The following is a 15,015-nucleotide window of genomic DNA, read 5'->3' as shown; positions in this document are numbered from 1 at the left end:
GGGCGGGAATCGCGATGGCCGATTCCCGCCAGCGGAGCGTCCCCTGTGGACGGCACCATCGAACGCGTGAAGACGGAAACCCCTGCGCACACGGCCATCGAGCCCGGCATCCTCTACTTCGGCACCCCGGTCGTCCTCCTCTCCAGCACCAACGAAGACGGCTCCGCCAACCTCGCGCCGATGTCCTCGGCCTTCTGGCTCGGCTGGCGTGCGATGCTCGGGCTCGGCGCCCGCTCCAAGACCACCCAAAACCTGCTCCGCACCGGTGAATGCGTGCTCAACCTGCCCTCCGACGCCCTCGCCGCGGCCGTCGACCGGCTTGCGCTGACCACCGGGTCCGATCCCGTGCCGGAGGGCAAGCGGAAGCGGGGGTACTTCCACGTCGCGGGGAAGTTCGAGCGGGCCGGGCTGACTCCCGTACCGTCGGAAACCGTCGCGCCGCCACGGGTCGCCGAATGCCCGGTCGCCATGGAGGCCGTGCTGGAGGCCGTGCACCCGCTCGCCGACGAGGACGACCGGCAACGCGGCGGGATCGTCGCGATCGAGGTGCGCGTGCAGCGCGTGTTCGTCCACGACGACATCCGGGCGGCCGGCAGCGACGACCACATCGACCCGGATCGCTGGCGGCCGCTCATCATGAGCTTCCAGAAGCTCTACGGCCTCGGCCCGCAGGTCCACCCCTCGACGCTGGCCCGCATCCCCGAGCGGCTGTACCGCGGTCCGGACATCGACCGCGCCCGCGGGGTCACGTCGCGTTCAGCTGCGCCAGCAGGGGAGCGAGCGTCTTGATCCCGGCGGTCACCGCGGCGCGGCCCTCGGCCGAAGCGATCGGCGGCTGTTGCGTCAGCAGCACCACGACGTAGCGGTCGCCGACCACGCCGGTGGTGTTGAGGACCAGCGACGAGCGCAGGATCATCCAGCCCTGCTTGATCTGCCAGGACATCCCGCTCAGGCCGTCCGGGATGCCGAAGTACTGGTCCCAGCCGTCGTCGGCCGGGTTCCGGGCGTTGCCCAGCGCCGTCAGGATCGGCTGGGCCACCTCGTCCGGCATCGTGTCTTCGAGGTACTGGTAGATCGCCAGCACGTCGCCGGCGCTCGTCTCGGCCATGCCCCACTGCGTCGGGTCGGCGGGCGGGGTCGTGTGCGCCAGGCCGAGCAGGGCCGCGGTGCGCGTCACGATGGCGTTGCCGCCGTTGCGCTCCCAGAACGCCGACGCGATCGCGTCGTCGCTGCCCTCGAGCATGTCGGTGAGGTCTTCGACGGCGCCGGCGTCCGGGAGCGCCCACGTGCCGGTGGTGTCGTCGCGCACCTCGTCGATGGCGATCAGCAGTTTGACCACCGACGCGGTGTAGTACGGCTCGTCGGCGCCGAGGGACGCCAGTTCCTTCCCCGATTCCCGGTCGTACAGGACGAACCCGACAGTCGTCCGCGGCGAAGCGGCCGTCACCGCGTCCGCGACGCCGGCGGCGACCGCCGACAGGTCCGGGTAGGGCACCTCGGACGTCGACGTCACCGGGCCGGGGCTGATCGCGGTGTCCGGCGGCGGGTCCGCCACCTCGGCCACCGGCGCCGGGGTGGCGGCGCGGCCGCCGACCGAGACCAGCACCCCGGCCGTCAGCGCGGCGGCCGTCAGCCCCGCGCCCGCGAGTGTCCAGCGGATCCGTCTTCCCATGCCCGTCCAACGGCCCGCGGATCCGGATCGACCTGTCGTTCAGCTGTGTCTTGCTGTGGGAATACTGTGCCCGCCGCCCGGTGTAGGTCATGGGGTGAGCGACTTGCGGATTCTGGTGGTGGGGGCCGGCGCGACCGGCGGGTACTTCGGCGGGCGGCTGCTGCAGGCGGGCCGGGACGTCACGTTCCTCGTCCGGCCGGGCCGGGCGAAGGTGCTGCGGGACAGCGGCCTGCGGATCGTCGGGCTCGGCGAGGAGACGGTGCTGGAGCCGCCGCTGGCCGAGACCGGGACGCTCGACGGGACCTACGACCTCGTGCTGCTGGCGGTCAAGGCCACCGGCCTCGCCGCGGCCATCGACGATTTCGCCCCCGCGGTCGGCCCGGGCACGCTCGTCCTGCCGTTCCTCAACGGGCTCGCCCACCTCGACGCCCTCGGCGCGCGGTTCGGCGAGGACGCCGTGCTCGGCGGCGTCGCGAAGGTGATGACCACCATCGACGACGACGGCGCGATCCGCCGGCTCGGGCCGCTCCAGCACCTGGCCTACGGCGCCCGCGCCGAGCCCGCCCCGCCGCGGCTGGCCGACGTCGGCGCGGCACTGGACGGCGCCGGGTTCCCCGTGGTCCGGAGCGCGCGGATCACCGAGGCGATGTGGGCGAAATGGGTGTTCATCGCCGCGATCGGCGGGATCAACAGCCTGCTGCGCGGCACGATCGGCGACGTCGTCGCGGTGCCGGGCGGTGCGGAGTTCGCCGAAGCCGTGGTCGCCGAGGCGGCCGCCGTCGCCGAAGCGGCCGGGTACCCGGTGCCGGCGCCGGACCTGGAAGCGACGCGCAAGACCGTGACGGACCCCGCGATGGGGGGATCTTCGCTGTACCGCGACCTGCTCGGCGGTCACCCGGTCGAGGGAGAGCAGATCTTCGGCGACCTCACCGCGCGTGCCCGCGCTCTCGGGGTCGCCACGCCGCTGCTGGACCTCGTCAGCCTGCAGCTGCGCGTCCACCAGCACCGCATCGGGTGAACGCGGTCACCGACGGCGCTTTGCCCGCCCAGTCCAGGGATGGTGGTCTTTCGGGCATCGGCGTGGCGGCGCCGTCACGGCCTCTTCCGGCACTGCTACTGTTCGTAAGGGAACTTGCTTGAAGGTTTGACGACGAAGAATCGGCGAGGGGAAATGGCGGAGCGGTTCGAGTTCGTCCTCGAGGTCGTCGAAGCTCTCGTAGTGGGCCAGGCGACCGGCGCCGACGTCCGGCGGTACCCGCTGCGCGCGGGCAACCTCCCGACCGACCCGGTGCGGTTCGTGCGGGTCGCGCGCCAGGTCTACGACGCGCTCGAAGAGCGGCGGCTGTCGGTTTCCGGTGAGCTGCACCCCGGTGTGCGCACGGCGTTCGAGCTGCTCGCCGAGCCCCGGGTTTCGGTTGCGGTCAGCGGGATCGACGGGCTCGGCGCCGACGTCGCCGTGCTCGTGGTCACCGACGGCGCCCAGGCGCTCGGCATCACGCAGGCGGCGGACAGCGACGACCTGCTGTTCTCGCTGTTCGCGGACGAGGACCTCGTCGAGGTCGTCACGGGCGTGCTGCCGCCCGCCCCGGCCGCGACCACGGGCAAGCACGTCGTGCACCGCGCCGCCGGGCGCGAGGTCTCGGCCATGGCGGCGAAGCGCATCGCCGACGCCGAGTTCGAGGAAGAAGAAACCGACGCCTTCGGCATGATCGAGGTCAAGGCCGTGGTGCGGCCGGGCCGCCGCCCGCCGGCGCGCAAGACCTCGGACGTCGCGGTGCTCGAGCGGGTGCTCGCCGAACCCCGGCTGGGCGGCGGTCACATCGCCGTCAGCGCGCAGGGGCGGCGCGGCGAGCGCGTCGCGGGCGAACCGCTGAGCTGGCTGGACACCGCCGACGGCCGCTACCTCGTGCACACGACGACCGGCGAGGCCGGCGAGCTGACGGCGGAGTACGTGCCGGCCGGGCGGGCCGACCTCGCGCGCGCGATCCGCGACGCGATCGCCGCTGTCTACTGACCGGGAAGGGAAAGTCCTGATGACGGAAGAGACCGAGGCGGTCAGCCAGGCTCTCCAGGCGACGGCGCAGATGCAGACCGCGACCGAACCCGCGCAGAAGGCCATGGCCGCGGTTCGCGTCGGCCTGGCGGGCGCCCAGCTGAAGCGGCTCGCCCAGAGCGGTGGCTTCGCCATCGACGACACCACGGGCAACCAGCTGATCGAGGCGCTGGAAGGCGTGCTCGAGTCGCTCGAGCAGCGCTGGGCGAACCTGCAGCGGCTGCACGACGCGCCGGCGATGAGCCGCACCGCGACCGGCCAGTGGGTCTCCGCGCACATGGTCAGCACCGCCGCCGACGACCACGGGCTGGTCACGCAGCTGCAGGCCGCGCGGCAGGAGTTCCCGACCTACATCGAAGCCATCAAGCTGGCCAAGCAGAACTACAAGTCCCGGGAAGAGAACACGCGCGCGACGCTGACCTCGCTCCCGACCGCCGACCAGAGCTGAGGGAGACCGTGGCACCCACCGCCGAGTCCGTCTCGGACCCGTCGTCCCCGGACTACGACCCGCGCAGTCCGCTCTACGACGTGACGGCCGATTCGTCGTCGAAGTACTACGTAGGGCCGCTGACCACGGACAAGTCGCCGTCCGGCGACGAGATCCGGGAAATGGCCACCAGGCAGGTCGACGACGAGATCCGGCGCGGCTGGCTCGGCCCGGTCGTCGACCCGGTGCTGCGCGACAAGAAGATCCAGGAGCTGTACCAGCAGCACCTCGACGACGCCAAGCACGGCCTCGACGAGGGCCTCACCATGCGCGAGAACGGCGGGGCCCCGAAGACGCTGTGGGCCAACGCCACCCACGAGCAGATGAACGAGGCCATCACGCAGGACGCCAACCCGGCGACCGTCGCGGAGACCTCGGAGGAATGGGTGCGGGTCGGCAACGACCTCGGAACGCACCAGAAGACCCTGGCCGACGCGATCAACGCGAGCACCAGCAACTGGCAGGGCGACGCCGGTGACGCGGTCCGCGAGCACCTCGCCGGCGTCGGCAAGTGGCTGGGCGCGACCGCGCAGGGCGCGACGCTCGCCGGCCGCCAGCAGGAGATCCACTCCCAGGCGCTCAACGAGACCCAGCGGCAGATGGTCGCGAACCCGCCGGTCCAGTTCGACCTGCAGAGCACCAACCAGCGCCTGATGTCGATGACCGACCCGGTGCAGTACGCCGCGGCGGCCGGCGAGGCCATGCAGACCTACCGGGCCCAGACGGCCGCGCGGGACCACGCCGCGCAGATCATGACCCAGTACGACGAGACCATCGGCGCCGCGGTCGCCACGCCGCGGTTCCCGGCCCCGCCGAAGCTGCCGACCGCCACCGCGACGCGGCAGCTGGCCGGTACCCCGGCCGGTGGCGCCGGGGCGGGCGGCGCGCAGCCGCTGCTGGCCCGGACCGCGATGGACCCGGCGCTGGACCCCTCCGCTTCCGGCCGGACCCCGGCCGGTCTCGACGCCGCCGGGCTCGGCGGCGCGGGCGGCCCCGGCGGCAGCGGCTCGGGCATCCCCGGCGGCGGCTCGGGCATCCCGGGTGGCGGGTCCGGCACCGAGGGCTCGGGCTTCTCCGGCAGCGGCATCCCCGGTGGCGGCAGCGGCGGCGGCAGCGGAGCCGGTGGTTCCGGCTTCTCCGGGGCCGGCATCCCGGCGGCGAGCGGTGGCGGCGGCGGTGCCGGCGGCTCGGGCTTCTCCGGGGCCGGCATCCCGGAAATCCCCGGCGGCAGCTTCAGCGGTTCCGGCATCCCCGGTTCGTCGGTCCCCGGCTTCGACGACTCGACGACGTCGTCCGGCTTCACGCCGTCCGGGATCGGCGGGAACACCGGCGGCGGCCCGGGCGGGAGCAGCTACACCCCGCCGTCGATCCCGAACATCCCGGACACCGGCGGCGGTGGCACCACCATCGGCCGCGGCGGCAGCCCGATCCCCGGGTTCACCCCGCCCGGCATCGACCCGATCACCGGGCTGCCCACCGGCACCGGCCCGGGCGGTGCCAAGCTGCCGACCATCGGGCGCGGCGGCGGCATCAACGGCGAGAGCATCGCGAGCCGGCTCGGCGGCATCGGCGGCGGCGGTGCCGGGGGCGGGTCCCTCGGCGGCATCGGCGGCGGCGGCGCGGGTGCCGGCGGCGCGGGTGTCGGCGGCGGCGTGCGCGGCACGGGCGCGGGCAGCCTGGGCGGCGGGGCCGCGTCCGGCGCGGCCGCGGAGGCCGAAGCGCTTGCGGCGCGCAACGCGGCTACGGCGGGCAAGGCCGGCGCGGCCGGTTCCCCCGGCATGGGCGGCATGGGCGCCGGTGCCAAGGGCGGCAAGGGCGACAACGACAAGGAACACAAGGCCGCCGACTACCTCGAGAGCGACGACCCGAACTTCTTCGCGGGCGAGCAGGTCGTGGCACCGCCGGTGATCGGCGACTGGAAGAACCAGGATTGGAAGTGAACGCATGACAGCGGCCGGCTTCGAGGTCGAACCGGACGAACTGGTCGCGCACTCGAGTCACGTCGAGAGCCTGGTCGACCGGCTCAACACGGCCTCCGCGGCGGCCGACACGGCGATGTCGGACCACGCCTACGGGCTGCTGTGCGCGTTCCTCCCGCCGATCATCCGGCCGACGGGGGAGAAGGCGAAGGAGACGCTGAGCGCGTCGATCGAAGGCGTGCGCGGGCTCGCGGACAACGTCAAGACGGCCGCGCAGTCCTACCGCGACGGTGAAGAGGCGAACGCGCAGCCGTTCGAGAAGCAGCTCACGGCGTCGCCGCGGGCGGCGGAAGCGAGGACCGGCGCATGACGGGCCCGAACGGGCTCGGGGACCTGATGCGGGACCCCGACGAGGCGATCCGCCGGATGGACGACTGGGCGGCCGGGTTCGCGGCGAAGGCCGAGCGCTACCAGGCGGCCCAGGAGGAGACCGAGCGGCTGCGGCTGACCGCGTCCAGCCCCGACGGCGCGGTGAGCGTGACCGTCGGCGCCGACGGCACGGTCACCGACCTGACGTTCTCGAACAAGGTCAAGTCGTTCCCGCTGGAAGAGCTGTCCCGGCAGATCCTCACGACGATGCGCCGCGCGCAGTCCGGCATCGCCGAGCGCGTCGCCGGCGTGATGGCCGAACGGCTCGGCGACGAGGACCGCGAGACCCGCGCGGCACTCCTCGACACGCTGCGCGGCCGGTTCCCGGACCCGGACGAGCCGGAGGAGCAGCAACCCCCGGCCTCGCCGCCCCCGGTCCCGCCGGCCCCGTCCGGCGGTGCGGCGGTCCCGCCGGCGCCGTCGGCTCCGCAGGCCTCACCGCCCCCGCGGCGGCGGCCCGACCCGGACGAGGACGACAACAACCCCTGGTGACGCGGGCACGGTCAGCCGCCCGACTGCGGCTGACCTGCCCCGTTCGGGGCTCGACACCGGCCCGCCGGGCGACGACACTGAGCCGATGACCGGCCTGATCACCGGTAGCCGTGTCCGGCTGCGGCCCGCCGCCGCCCCGGACGCCGCCCGGTTCGAGGAGATCCTGTCGCACCCCGAAGTCGCCCGCTGGTGGGCTGACGCCGAGGAGCCGGTGGCCGCCCAGGTGTCCTACTTGCTGGACCCGGACGAGGGCACCACGACCTACGCCATCGAACACGACGACGTCGTCGTGGGCATCGAGCTCGCCTTCGAGGAAGGCGACCCGCAGTACCGCCACGCCGGCATCGACATCGCCGTGCACCCCGACTGGCAGGGCCGCGGCCTGGGCTCGGACGCCATCCGGACGCTGGCCGAGCACCTGTTCACCGTGCGCGGGCACCACCGGGTGGTGATCGACCCCGCGGCGGACAACGACGCCGCGATCAAGCTGTACCAGTCCCTCGGCTTCCGGCCGGTCGGCCGGATGCGCTCCTACGAGCGCGGCCCGGACGGCAGCTGGCACGACGGGCTGCTGATGGACCTGCTCGCCGACGACCTTGTCCCGGCGGCCGCACTCACGGGGTCGTGAGCGGCCCCGCGGTCGCGGCCCGGCAGCTGCGCCGGGTCGCCGTGGCGAGCGCGGTGGGGACCACGATCGAGTGGTACGACTACTTCATCTACAGCACGGCGACGGCCCTCGTGTTCGGCAAGCTCTTCTTCACCACGCTGTCACCCGCGTCCGGCACCCTCGCCGCGTTCGCGACGCTCGGGGTCGGCTTCCTCGCCCGCCCGGTCGGCGGGATCCTCTGGGGCCACTTCGGGGACCGCGTCGGCCGCAAGGCGATGCTGGTGCTGTCCCTGCTCCTGATGGGCGTGGCCACGGTCGGCGTCGGGCTGCTGCCGACGTACTCCGCGATCGGGGTGTGGGCGCCCATCCTGCTGCTGGTCCTGCGGCTGCTCCAGGGGCTGAGCGCGGGCGGCGAATGGGGCGGGGCGGCGCTGATGGCGGTCGAGCACGCGCCGGAGGGGCACCGGGGCCGCTACGGCGCCTTCTCTCAGATCGGCGTCCCGGCCGGCCTGATCCTGGCGCAGCTGATGTTCTTCGTGCTCGGCCGGTCCCTGACCGACGCGCAGTTCGCGTCGTGGGGCTGGCGGGTGCCGTTCCTGGCGAGCATCGTGCTGGTCGGCGTCGGCCTGGTGATCCGGCTGCGGATCGAGGAGAGCCCGGTGTTCTCGCGGCTGCGGGACGAGGAAGCCCGCAGCAGCCGGCCGATGGTCGAGGTGCTGCGCGAGCGGCCGCGGGCGCTGCTGGTGGCGTCCGGCAGCTTCATCGCGAACACCGCCGTCGGGTACATCTTCCTGGCGTACCTGCTGTCCTACGGCACTTCGGTGCTGAAGATCGACCGGACCACGCTGCTCGTGGTGGTGATCGTCGGCAGCGTGACGTGGCTGGTGAGCATCCTTGTCACGGCGGCCTGGTCGGACCGGGTGGGCCGGAAACCGGTGTACCTGGCCGGGTCGGTGCTGCTGGTGCTCTGGCCGATCCCGTTCTTCCTGCTGGTGGACACGCGCGCGACGGCGTGGCTGCTCGTGGCGGTGGTGGTGCTCAACATCGGCCTCGGCGCGACGTACGGCCCGCAGTCGGCGTTGTTCGCGGAGCTGTTCGAGCCGCGTTACCGCTACAGCGGGGCGTCGTTCTCGTACGCGGTCGGCGCGGTGCTGGGCGGCAGCTTCGCGCCGTTGATCGCGACGGCGCTGCAGACCGCCACCGGGACTTCGCTTTCGGTGTCGCTCTACCTGGTGGCGGTGGCGGTGCTGAGCCTGGTCGCGGTGCTGTTCATCCCGCGCTCACAACCGGTCTAGGCGGACGGCGGCGGCCATCCGCTCGTAGCCCGCGTCGCCGGGGTGCAGGTGGTCGCCGGAGTCGTAGGCCGGCAGCAGGGTGTGCGGATCGGCGGGGTCGCGGAGCGCGGCGTCGAAGTCGGCGACGGCGTCGAAGACCCCGCTGGTGCGGATGAACGCGTTCACCGCCTGGCGGGTCGCTTCGAGCGTTTCGTCGTAGACGCGCCAGCCCTTGAACGGCGTGAGCGTGGCGCCGACGACCCGGATGCCGCGCGCGTGCGCCTGCGCGACTAGCTGGCGGTACGCCGACGTGATCGCGTCCGGGTCGGTCTGGTGCGGGTCCTGCTGGATGTCGTTGATGCCCTCGAGCACGATCAGCGTGCGGACTCCGCCGACGCCGAGCACGTCGCGGTCGAACCGGGACAGCGCGTTCTGGCCCGCACCGGACCCGGACACGTCGAGCAGCAGCCGGTTGGCGCTGATGCCGGCGTTGAGCACCCCGAACCGGCCGTGCAGCCGGTCGGCGAGGTAGTCCGGCCAGCGGTGGTTCGCCCCGGCCTGCGAGCCGACGCCGTCGGTGATCGAATCGCCGAGCGCGACGATCGTGGCCTCGGCCCCGCCCTGGACGTCGACACCGGAAACGTAGTGCCACACGGAAGTCTGCTCGGTGTAGGGCGCACCGGACTCACTGGCGGCGAAGTCGCCGTCCCGGGTGAAGTACGACGTCTGCGCGGCGGCCGGGTGGTAGGTGACCGGCCCGGACTTGACCGGGACGTAGGTCGTCACGAGCAGGTTGGCGTCGGCGGGCACCCGCAGTTCGGCGGGGTCGCTGAGCGCTTCGGCCCCGGCGGGCACGACGACGCCGGGTGCCCCGCCGAAGGTGAGTTCCCGCAGGGTCCCGGGAACGGCGTCCGGCCCGGAGCCCTGCACGGCGACGGTGACGTGCCCGAAGGTGAGGGGAGCGGCCCCGAAGGCGTTGGAGAGGTGGACGCGGGCTCGTCCGCCGCCGGCGCTGGTGTGCACGACGTTGCGGATCGAGAAGCCCGGGTAGCCGTCGGGGGTGTTCGCGACGGCGGCCGCGGGCGCCGCGGCCCAGGTCCCGACCCAGCCGCCGACGGCGTGCTGCGCGAGATTCGGGAGAGCGCTTTCCGGATTCGCGCTGCCGGCCGTCGTGAGGAGACCGAACCCCGCCAGGATCGCCGCGCTCACGGCCAGAAAGCGTCGCATGCACTCACGGTGTCGCCCCTGCGCCGACCGAGCGACCGCTGATCAGGTGAGTGGACCGGACAAGATCCCGGACAGCGAGGGGCGGGCCCGTCCGGGATTCTGGGGATGCCGGACGGGCCCGCGCGAGGTGGCCGTTGCCGCGACGGCCGCTCGCCGGGGCACCCGGTCCCGATCAGGCGGAGGCTGGCCCGGATCGTTGCATCGTGGTAACCCCGGAGGGCGGTGCGAGACGCCCTCAACCAGAGCACGGCCCCCGGCCCGCGGGGGTTCAGCGCACCCCGCGATTTCTCTCGCCCTGTCCGGGTTGGGTCCCGCCCGGCGGCTTTGCCGGTCCCGCCCGCCACGCCGTCGTGCGGCGCGTGCCCGCTGGTCGCGCGGGTGACGCGGGCCCGCCGCCTTGGTGCCGCCGGTTGCCTCGGCGCGGGCTCGGCTGCGGCAGTGCGATGCGCCCCCTGCCCGGTCGGGCGCCCGCGCCTCGGGCGCCGCCGGGCGGCCTGCGGCGCCCGCTCGGGCGCTGCGCGCCCGCCGCATGGGCGCCGCCGCGCCCCGCCGCCGGTGACCTGCGTGCGTGGGCGCCGCTGCGCCGCGTGATCTCCCCGTCGCCCACCATCCGCCCGCCCGCCCGGCAAAAGTCTCGAATGAGTCATTCAGGACCCCCGAAGACCTGAATGACTCATTCAAGACGCCACCACCCCCCCCTGCACCGAGCGCGGGCACGCCGGGAAAAGCCGTAAAGGCCACCTCCAGGAACCTCAAGTTCCTCAAGGTGGCCTCACGACCTAAGCGCGGGGAGAAAACTCAAGCGGCGGCGGGAAAGCCGCCCAGGGCGCGGTGGCCGGCGTCGGTCAGTTCCGCCGGGGCCCACTGGCCCCGGGACGGCGTCCCCACTGGCCGGACCAAGCCGGCGCGGGCGAGGTCGTGGGCGGTGGTCTGGTCGCAGCACGGCAACCCGTCGACGCGGAGATCGGGTTCGCAGCTGCAGCGGAGCTCGGCGCGGCCCTCGCCGATCGCCTTCAGCATGGCGATCGCGCGGCGGCTCAGCGCGTTCGGGTAGGTGGACATCGGTCTGGCCCTTCGTCGCGGCTGGTCTGGCGCGGGTGTCGAGTGCTGCAGCTCGTCACTGAGGACCACGCGCCGGCCGGGGGCGAGGTTCAGTTCGATCGCCTCTTGACACCGGGAGACCCAGCGAGCAGGGTCAGTCATCGGATGAATCAGCTCCGCCAACGACAGCTAGGCCCGCAGGGGGCGAACCCTGTCGTCATTCCGCCGTAGTCATCCGATCCCTGGAGGTTCAGTGACGACCTTCCCCCGCCGTCAAGCTCTCGGCATCGCCCTGGGTGGTGCCGTTGCCCTGAGCGCCGCCGGACGCACCCCGGCCGGTGCCGCGATTCCCTTCGACGCCGCGGCCGACGGGCCGGACACCCCGATCGTCCCGCCGCCGCCACCCGTTCCCGTCGTGCTCGACGGCTGGTTCACCAACGACGGCATCGACAGCGCGTCGGCCGCCGGGGGTGACTTCGACGGGTCCGGCTACACCTTCCCGGCCGAGCACCTGCCCGCCGGGCAGACCGCCACCGTCGGCGGGGTGCCGTTCAAGCTCGGCTCGGCGGCCGCCGGCGCGAAGAACAACATCGCCGCCACCGGCCAGCGGATCGACCTGCCGAAGGGGCGGTACTTCGTCGCGTACTTCCTGGTCGCGGCCAGCTACGGCACGACAGGCGGCACCGCGACCGTCCACTACGCCGATGGCACCACCAGCACCGGCTCCCTCTCCGGCCCCGACTGGTACACGGGCACCGGCGCCCTCGTCTCGCCGTTCCGCTACGCACCCGGCGGGGTCGTCGACAACAACCCCGTTTCGCTCGCCACCGGCCAGGTCTGGGTCGACCCGGCCCGCGAAGCCGTCGCGCTCACGCTGCCCACGACCGCGAACCCGGCGCCCAACGTCTCCAGCCTGCACGTCTTCGCGCTCACCCTGCAGCCGGTCGCCGTGGGCCGCTCGGCGCTCGTGCTCGACGGCCGGTCGACCGCGAACCTGCTCACCGACGGCGGCCCGCAAGCCGCGGAAGCGACCGTCGTCAACGCCGGCACCGTGTGGCTCGGGGCCCGCGACCGGGTCACCGTCACCGTCGACGTCCCCGGCGGCCGGACCACCGTCCCGGCCACCATCCGCGCGCTGGCGCCGGGGGAGCAGGCGACGGTCCGGCTCGGCCTCGCGCCGAACGCGTCCGTGCCGCCCGGCACCACCACCAACGGCCAGGTCCGCGTCACCGCCGGCCGCGGCACCCTCGCGACGCAGCAGGTGCCGATCACCCTCGGCGTCCCGGACTTCCGGCCGACCGACGCCTCCCTCGCCACCCACCGGGCGCCGTATTGGTTCAACGACAGCAAGTTCGGCATCTTCATCCACTGGGGCGTCTACGCCGTGCCCGCGTGGGCGCCGGTCGGCCAGCAGTACGCGGAGTGGTACTGGCAGAACCAGCAGGACCCCAACGGCGCCACCTACGCCTACCACCGCGAGAAGTACGGCGAAAACTTCACCTACGACGACTTCATCCCGCTGTTCACCGCGGCGAAGTTCGACCCGCGCACCTGGCTGAACCTGATCGCGGACGCCGGCGCCGAGTACTACGTCCTGACCTCCAAGCACCACGACGGCTTCGCGTTGTGGGACACCAAGGTCAGCGACCGCAACTCCGTCAAGCTGGGCCCGAAGCGGAACATCATCGACGAACTGTTCAAGGCGTCCCGCAAGTACACCCCCCAGCTGCGCAACGGCCTGTACTTCTCGCTGCCCGAATGGTTCAACCCGGACAACCCGTGGATGGGCCACGCGCCGCGCAACCCGTACACCGGCGCGGCGCTGCCCTACACCGGGTACACCGCGGGCAAGGACTTCGTCCGCGACTACCAGGCCCCGCAGGTGCTCGAGCTGATCTCGGAGTTCGACCCGGACGTGCTGTGGTTCGACATCGGCGGCGTCAACGACAGCCGGACGGTGCTCACCGAGTACTTCAACCGCGCGAAGAACCGCAAGCGCCCCAAGGACGTCACCTACAACGACCGCGGCGGCATCCCCGACCACGACTTCACGACGCCGGAGTACACGACGTACCCGAACACCGTGGTGGCGAAGTGGGAGGCGAGCCGCGGCCTCGACCCGTTCTCCTACGGCTACAACCGCGCGACCCCGGACGACCGGTACATGACGGCGGAGGAGGTCGTCCGCACGCTCGTCGACATCGTCTCGAAGAACGGCAACTTCCTGCTCGACATCGGCCCGGACTTCGACGGCACCATCCCGGATGTCATGCAGCGCCACCTGCGCGACGCCGGCGCGTGGCTGAAGGTCAACGGCGAAGCCATTTACGGCACGACGTACTGGTCGCGGATGGCGCAGCTGGGCGACCTGCGGTTCACGGTCAAGCAGAACGAGGCCTTCTACGTCCATTCGCTGGCGGCACCGGGCAGCAGGCTGGTCGTCGACGCACCGGTCCCGATCCGCACCGGCGACCGGGTGACCCTCCTCGGGTACCGCGGGAACCTGCACTGGACGGTCGAAGACGGCGCACTGGTGATCGACGTCCCGGCCGCGGCGCGGCAAGCCGGCCGCTACACCTGGGTGTTCAAGATCGCCTGGAGCTAGTGGTCGGCGTCCTTGCCGATGTACAGCTCCGCGAACGCCGCGGCCGCGGCGGGGGAGCCCAGCAGGCGGCGCATCCGGGCCTCCGCGATGCGCGCCGGGAACGGGTTCTCCGCCGTGGCCGCGGTGTGGTGGAAGATGTCCGACAGCCACAGCGAGAACTCCTGGTACTGCCACACCAGGGGCAGGCATGCGGCGGAGTACCCGGCCAGCCGTGAAGGATCGCCCGCGTAGTGCGCCTCGAACGCCTCCGCGAGGAGGAAAGCGTCGTGCAGGGCCAGGTTCATGCCCTTGGCCGCGATCGGCGCGACCAGGTGCGCCGACTCGCCCGCCAGGTACAGGCGGCCGTGCGCCATCGGTTCGACGACGTAGTTGTGCATGTCGAGGATGCGCTTCTCGAACAGCCGTCCCTCGATGATCGGGCCATCCGGCACGGCCAGCCGGGCCTGCAGTTCCCGCCACACGCGCTCGTCGGGCCAGTCCGCTTCGGTCTCGCCGGCCGCCGTCTGCAGGTAGAACCGGGTGACGCCGGGCGTGCGGGCCATGTGCGCGCCGAAGCCGCGCGGGTGGATGCCGAACAGCACGCCGTCGGCGGACGGCGGTGCTTCGGCGAGCAGCGCCAGCCAGCCGATTCCGTAGTCGTGGTGGGCTTTCACCGTCGATTCCGCCGGCAGGTACCCCTGGGTGACGCCGCGGGCGCCGTCGCAGCCCGCGACGAAGTCGCAGTCGATCCGGTGCTCGCCCGCGGCGGTCCGGAACGTGACGGCGGGGGAGTCCGACGCCACGCCGTGCAGCTCTACGTCCGAGACCTCGAAGACCGCTTCGCCGCCCGCGCCGGTGTACTGGGCGAGCAGGTCGGTGACCAGGAGCTGTTGCGGGTACACGAAATGCCGCTGCCCGGTGACGTCGCCGTAGCGGAAGGTGTGCCGCCGCCCGGCGAAGCGGAACTCGAACTCCGCGTGCCGGGGTGCCTTCGCGACGAGCCGCTCGCCCAGTCCGCGTCGCTCGAGCCCGTGGACCGCCCACTCTTCGATGAACCCGGCCCGTGGCCGCTGTTCGACGAACGCACGGCTTTCCTGCTCCAGGAGCACGCAGGCGATGCCCGCGCGCCGCAGCAGGTTCGCCACCGTGAGTCCGGCCGGGCCCGCCCCCACCACGGCCACCGCCGTGCGCCTCGCCACCATGCGCCCGAGGGTAGCGCGAACCGGACGA

Annotated in this window: 14 protein-coding genes; 10 read left to right on the top strand and 4 right to left on the bottom strand. The window is 72.9% G+C overall.

Features of this window, described 5'->3' with window-relative positions; translation table 11 throughout:
* Positions 1-66: 66 nt before the first annotated feature.
* Positions 67-789 carry a flavin reductase family protein gene (locus AB5J73_RS38465; protein ID WP_370963729.1) on the top strand — a complete coding sequence of 241 codons (723 nt, stop codon included), beginning with the start codon at positions 67-69 and terminating at the stop codon, positions 787-789.
* On the opposite strand, the gene AB5J73_RS38460 is transcribed toward AB5J73_RS38465, so the two are convergent.
* Positions 746-1,672: a hypothetical protein gene (locus tag AB5J73_RS38460; protein ID WP_370963728.1), complete on the bottom strand. Its 927-nt coding sequence runs from the start codon at positions 1,670-1,672 to the stop codon at positions 746-748. The two genes, AB5J73_RS38465 and AB5J73_RS38460, sit on opposite strands and share 44 nt — an antisense overlap.
* Before the next feature lie 94 nt (positions 1,673-1,766).
* Here AB5J73_RS38460 and AB5J73_RS38455 point away from each other — a divergent pair, with 94 nt between their 5' ends.
* The 8 genes from AB5J73_RS38455 to AB5J73_RS38420 all read left to right on the top strand — a co-directional run bounded on the left by AB5J73_RS38455 (position 1,767) and on the right by AB5J73_RS38420 (position 8,954).
* Complete coding sequence (locus AB5J73_RS38455) at positions 1,767-2,690, top strand: ketopantoate reductase family protein (protein ID WP_370963727.1); 924 nt, start codon at positions 1,767-1,769, stop codon at positions 2,688-2,690.
* A 153-nt stretch (positions 2,691-2,843) separates the two neighbouring features.
* Entirely contained in the window at positions 2,844-3,686 is an 843-nt protein-coding gene (locus AB5J73_RS38450) for an ESX secretion-associated protein EspG (RefSeq protein ID WP_370963726.1), read from the top strand.
* 19 nt (positions 3,687-3,705) lie between these two features.
* A complete protein-coding gene (locus tag AB5J73_RS38445; RefSeq protein WP_370963725.1) occupies positions 3,706-4,173 on the top strand; it encodes a hypothetical protein in 468 nt (155 codons plus the stop codon).
* Positions 4,174-4,181: 8 nt separating this feature from the next.
* On the top strand, positions 4,182-6,152 hold the full coding sequence (locus AB5J73_RS38440; RefSeq protein ID WP_370963724.1) for a hypothetical protein: 1,971 nt from the start codon (positions 4,182-4,184) through the stop codon (positions 6,150-6,152).
* A gap of 4 nt (positions 6,153-6,156) precedes the next feature.
* Positions 6,157-6,501, top strand: a complete 345-nt coding sequence (locus AB5J73_RS38435; RefSeq protein ID WP_370963723.1) for a type VII secretion target — start codon at positions 6,157-6,159, stop codon at positions 6,499-6,501.
* The gene (locus AB5J73_RS38430; protein ID WP_370963722.1) at positions 6,498-7,052 is read left to right on the top strand and encodes a YbaB/EbfC family nucleoid-associated protein; all 555 of its coding nucleotides are present in this window, start codon (positions 6,498-6,500) and stop codon (positions 7,050-7,052) included. The genes AB5J73_RS38435 and AB5J73_RS38430 overlap by 4 nt, the downstream gene beginning before the upstream one ends.
* 85 nt (positions 7,053-7,137) lie before the next feature.
* Positions 7,138-7,680, top strand: a complete 543-nt coding sequence (locus tag AB5J73_RS38425; protein ID WP_370963721.1) for a GNAT family N-acetyltransferase — start codon at positions 7,138-7,140, stop codon at positions 7,678-7,680.
* Positions 7,677-8,954 (top strand): MFS transporter, encoded by a 1,278-nt coding sequence (locus tag AB5J73_RS38420; RefSeq protein WP_370963720.1) that lies wholly within the window; start codon positions 7,677-7,679, stop codon positions 8,952-8,954. Before AB5J73_RS38425 ends, AB5J73_RS38420 begins: the two co-directional genes overlap by 4 nt.
* Here the strand turns inward: AB5J73_RS38420 and AB5J73_RS38415 are convergent.
* Positions 8,940-10,160: an SGNH/GDSL hydrolase family protein gene (locus AB5J73_RS38415; protein WP_370963719.1), complete on the bottom strand. Its 1,221-nt coding sequence runs from the start codon at positions 10,158-10,160 to the stop codon at positions 8,940-8,942. The two genes, AB5J73_RS38420 and AB5J73_RS38415, sit on opposite strands and share 15 nt — an antisense overlap.
* Positions 10,161-10,958: 798 nt before the next feature.
* The gene (locus AB5J73_RS38410) at positions 10,959-11,222 is read right to left on the bottom strand and encodes a hypothetical protein (protein ID WP_370963718.1); all 264 of its coding nucleotides are present in this window, start codon (positions 11,220-11,222) and stop codon (positions 10,959-10,961) included.
* A 232-nt stretch (positions 11,223-11,454) separates the two neighbouring features.
* Between AB5J73_RS38410 and AB5J73_RS38405 the strand changes: the two genes are divergently transcribed.
* Complete coding sequence (locus AB5J73_RS38405) at positions 11,455-13,806, top strand: alpha-L-fucosidase (RefSeq protein ID WP_370963717.1); 2,352 nt, start codon at positions 11,455-11,457, stop codon at positions 13,804-13,806.
* On the opposite strand, the gene AB5J73_RS38400 is transcribed toward AB5J73_RS38405, so the two are convergent.
* Complete coding sequence (locus AB5J73_RS38400; RefSeq protein ID WP_370963716.1) at positions 13,803-14,987, bottom strand: 4-hydroxybenzoate 3-monooxygenase; 1,185 nt, start codon at positions 14,985-14,987, stop codon at positions 13,803-13,805. The two genes, AB5J73_RS38405 and AB5J73_RS38400, sit on opposite strands and share 4 nt — an antisense overlap.
* Positions 14,988-15,015 lie beyond the last annotated feature (28 nt).

It is taken from the genome of Amycolatopsis sp. cg9 (assembly GCF_041346945.1).
Taxonomy (GTDB): Bacteria; Actinomycetota; Actinomycetes; order Mycobacteriales; family Pseudonocardiaceae; genus Amycolatopsis.
This window is presented reverse-complemented; position numbering and strand designations above follow the sequence as displayed.

Bases quoted from the DNA above. Each gene is read 5' to 3' on its own strand.
- AB5J73_RS38450 (WP_370963726.1), top strand. From the start codon at position 2,844: ATGGCGGAGCGGTTCGAGTTCGTCCTCGAGGTCGTCGAAGCTCTCGTA.
- AB5J73_RS38445 (WP_370963725.1), top strand. From the start codon at position 3,706: ATGACGGAAGAGACCGAGGCGGTCAGCCAGGCTCTCCAGGCGACGGCG.
- AB5J73_RS38425 (WP_370963721.1), top strand. From the start codon at position 7,138: ATGACCGGCCTGATCACCGGTAGCCGTGTCCGGCTGCGGCCCGCCGCC.
- AB5J73_RS38415 (WP_370963719.1), bottom strand. From the start codon at position 10,160: ATGCGACGCTTTCTGGCCGTGAGCGCGGCGATCCTGGCGGGGTTCGGT.
- AB5J73_RS38460 (WP_370963728.1), bottom strand. From the start codon at position 1,672: ATGGGAAGACGGATCCGCTGGACACTCGCGGGCGCGGGGCTGACGGCC.
- AB5J73_RS38430 (WP_370963722.1), top strand. From the start codon at position 6,498: ATGACGGGCCCGAACGGGCTCGGGGACCTGATGCGGGACCCCGACGAG.
- AB5J73_RS38410 (WP_370963718.1), bottom strand. From the start codon at position 11,222: ATGTCCACCTACCCGAACGCGCTGAGCCGCCGCGCGATCGCCATGCTG.
- AB5J73_RS38400 (WP_370963716.1), bottom strand. From the start codon at position 14,987: ATGGTGGCGAGGCGCACGGCGGTGGCCGTGGTGGGGGCGGGCCCGGCC.
- AB5J73_RS38435 (WP_370963723.1), top strand. From the start codon at position 6,157: ATGACAGCGGCCGGCTTCGAGGTCGAACCGGACGAACTGGTCGCGCAC.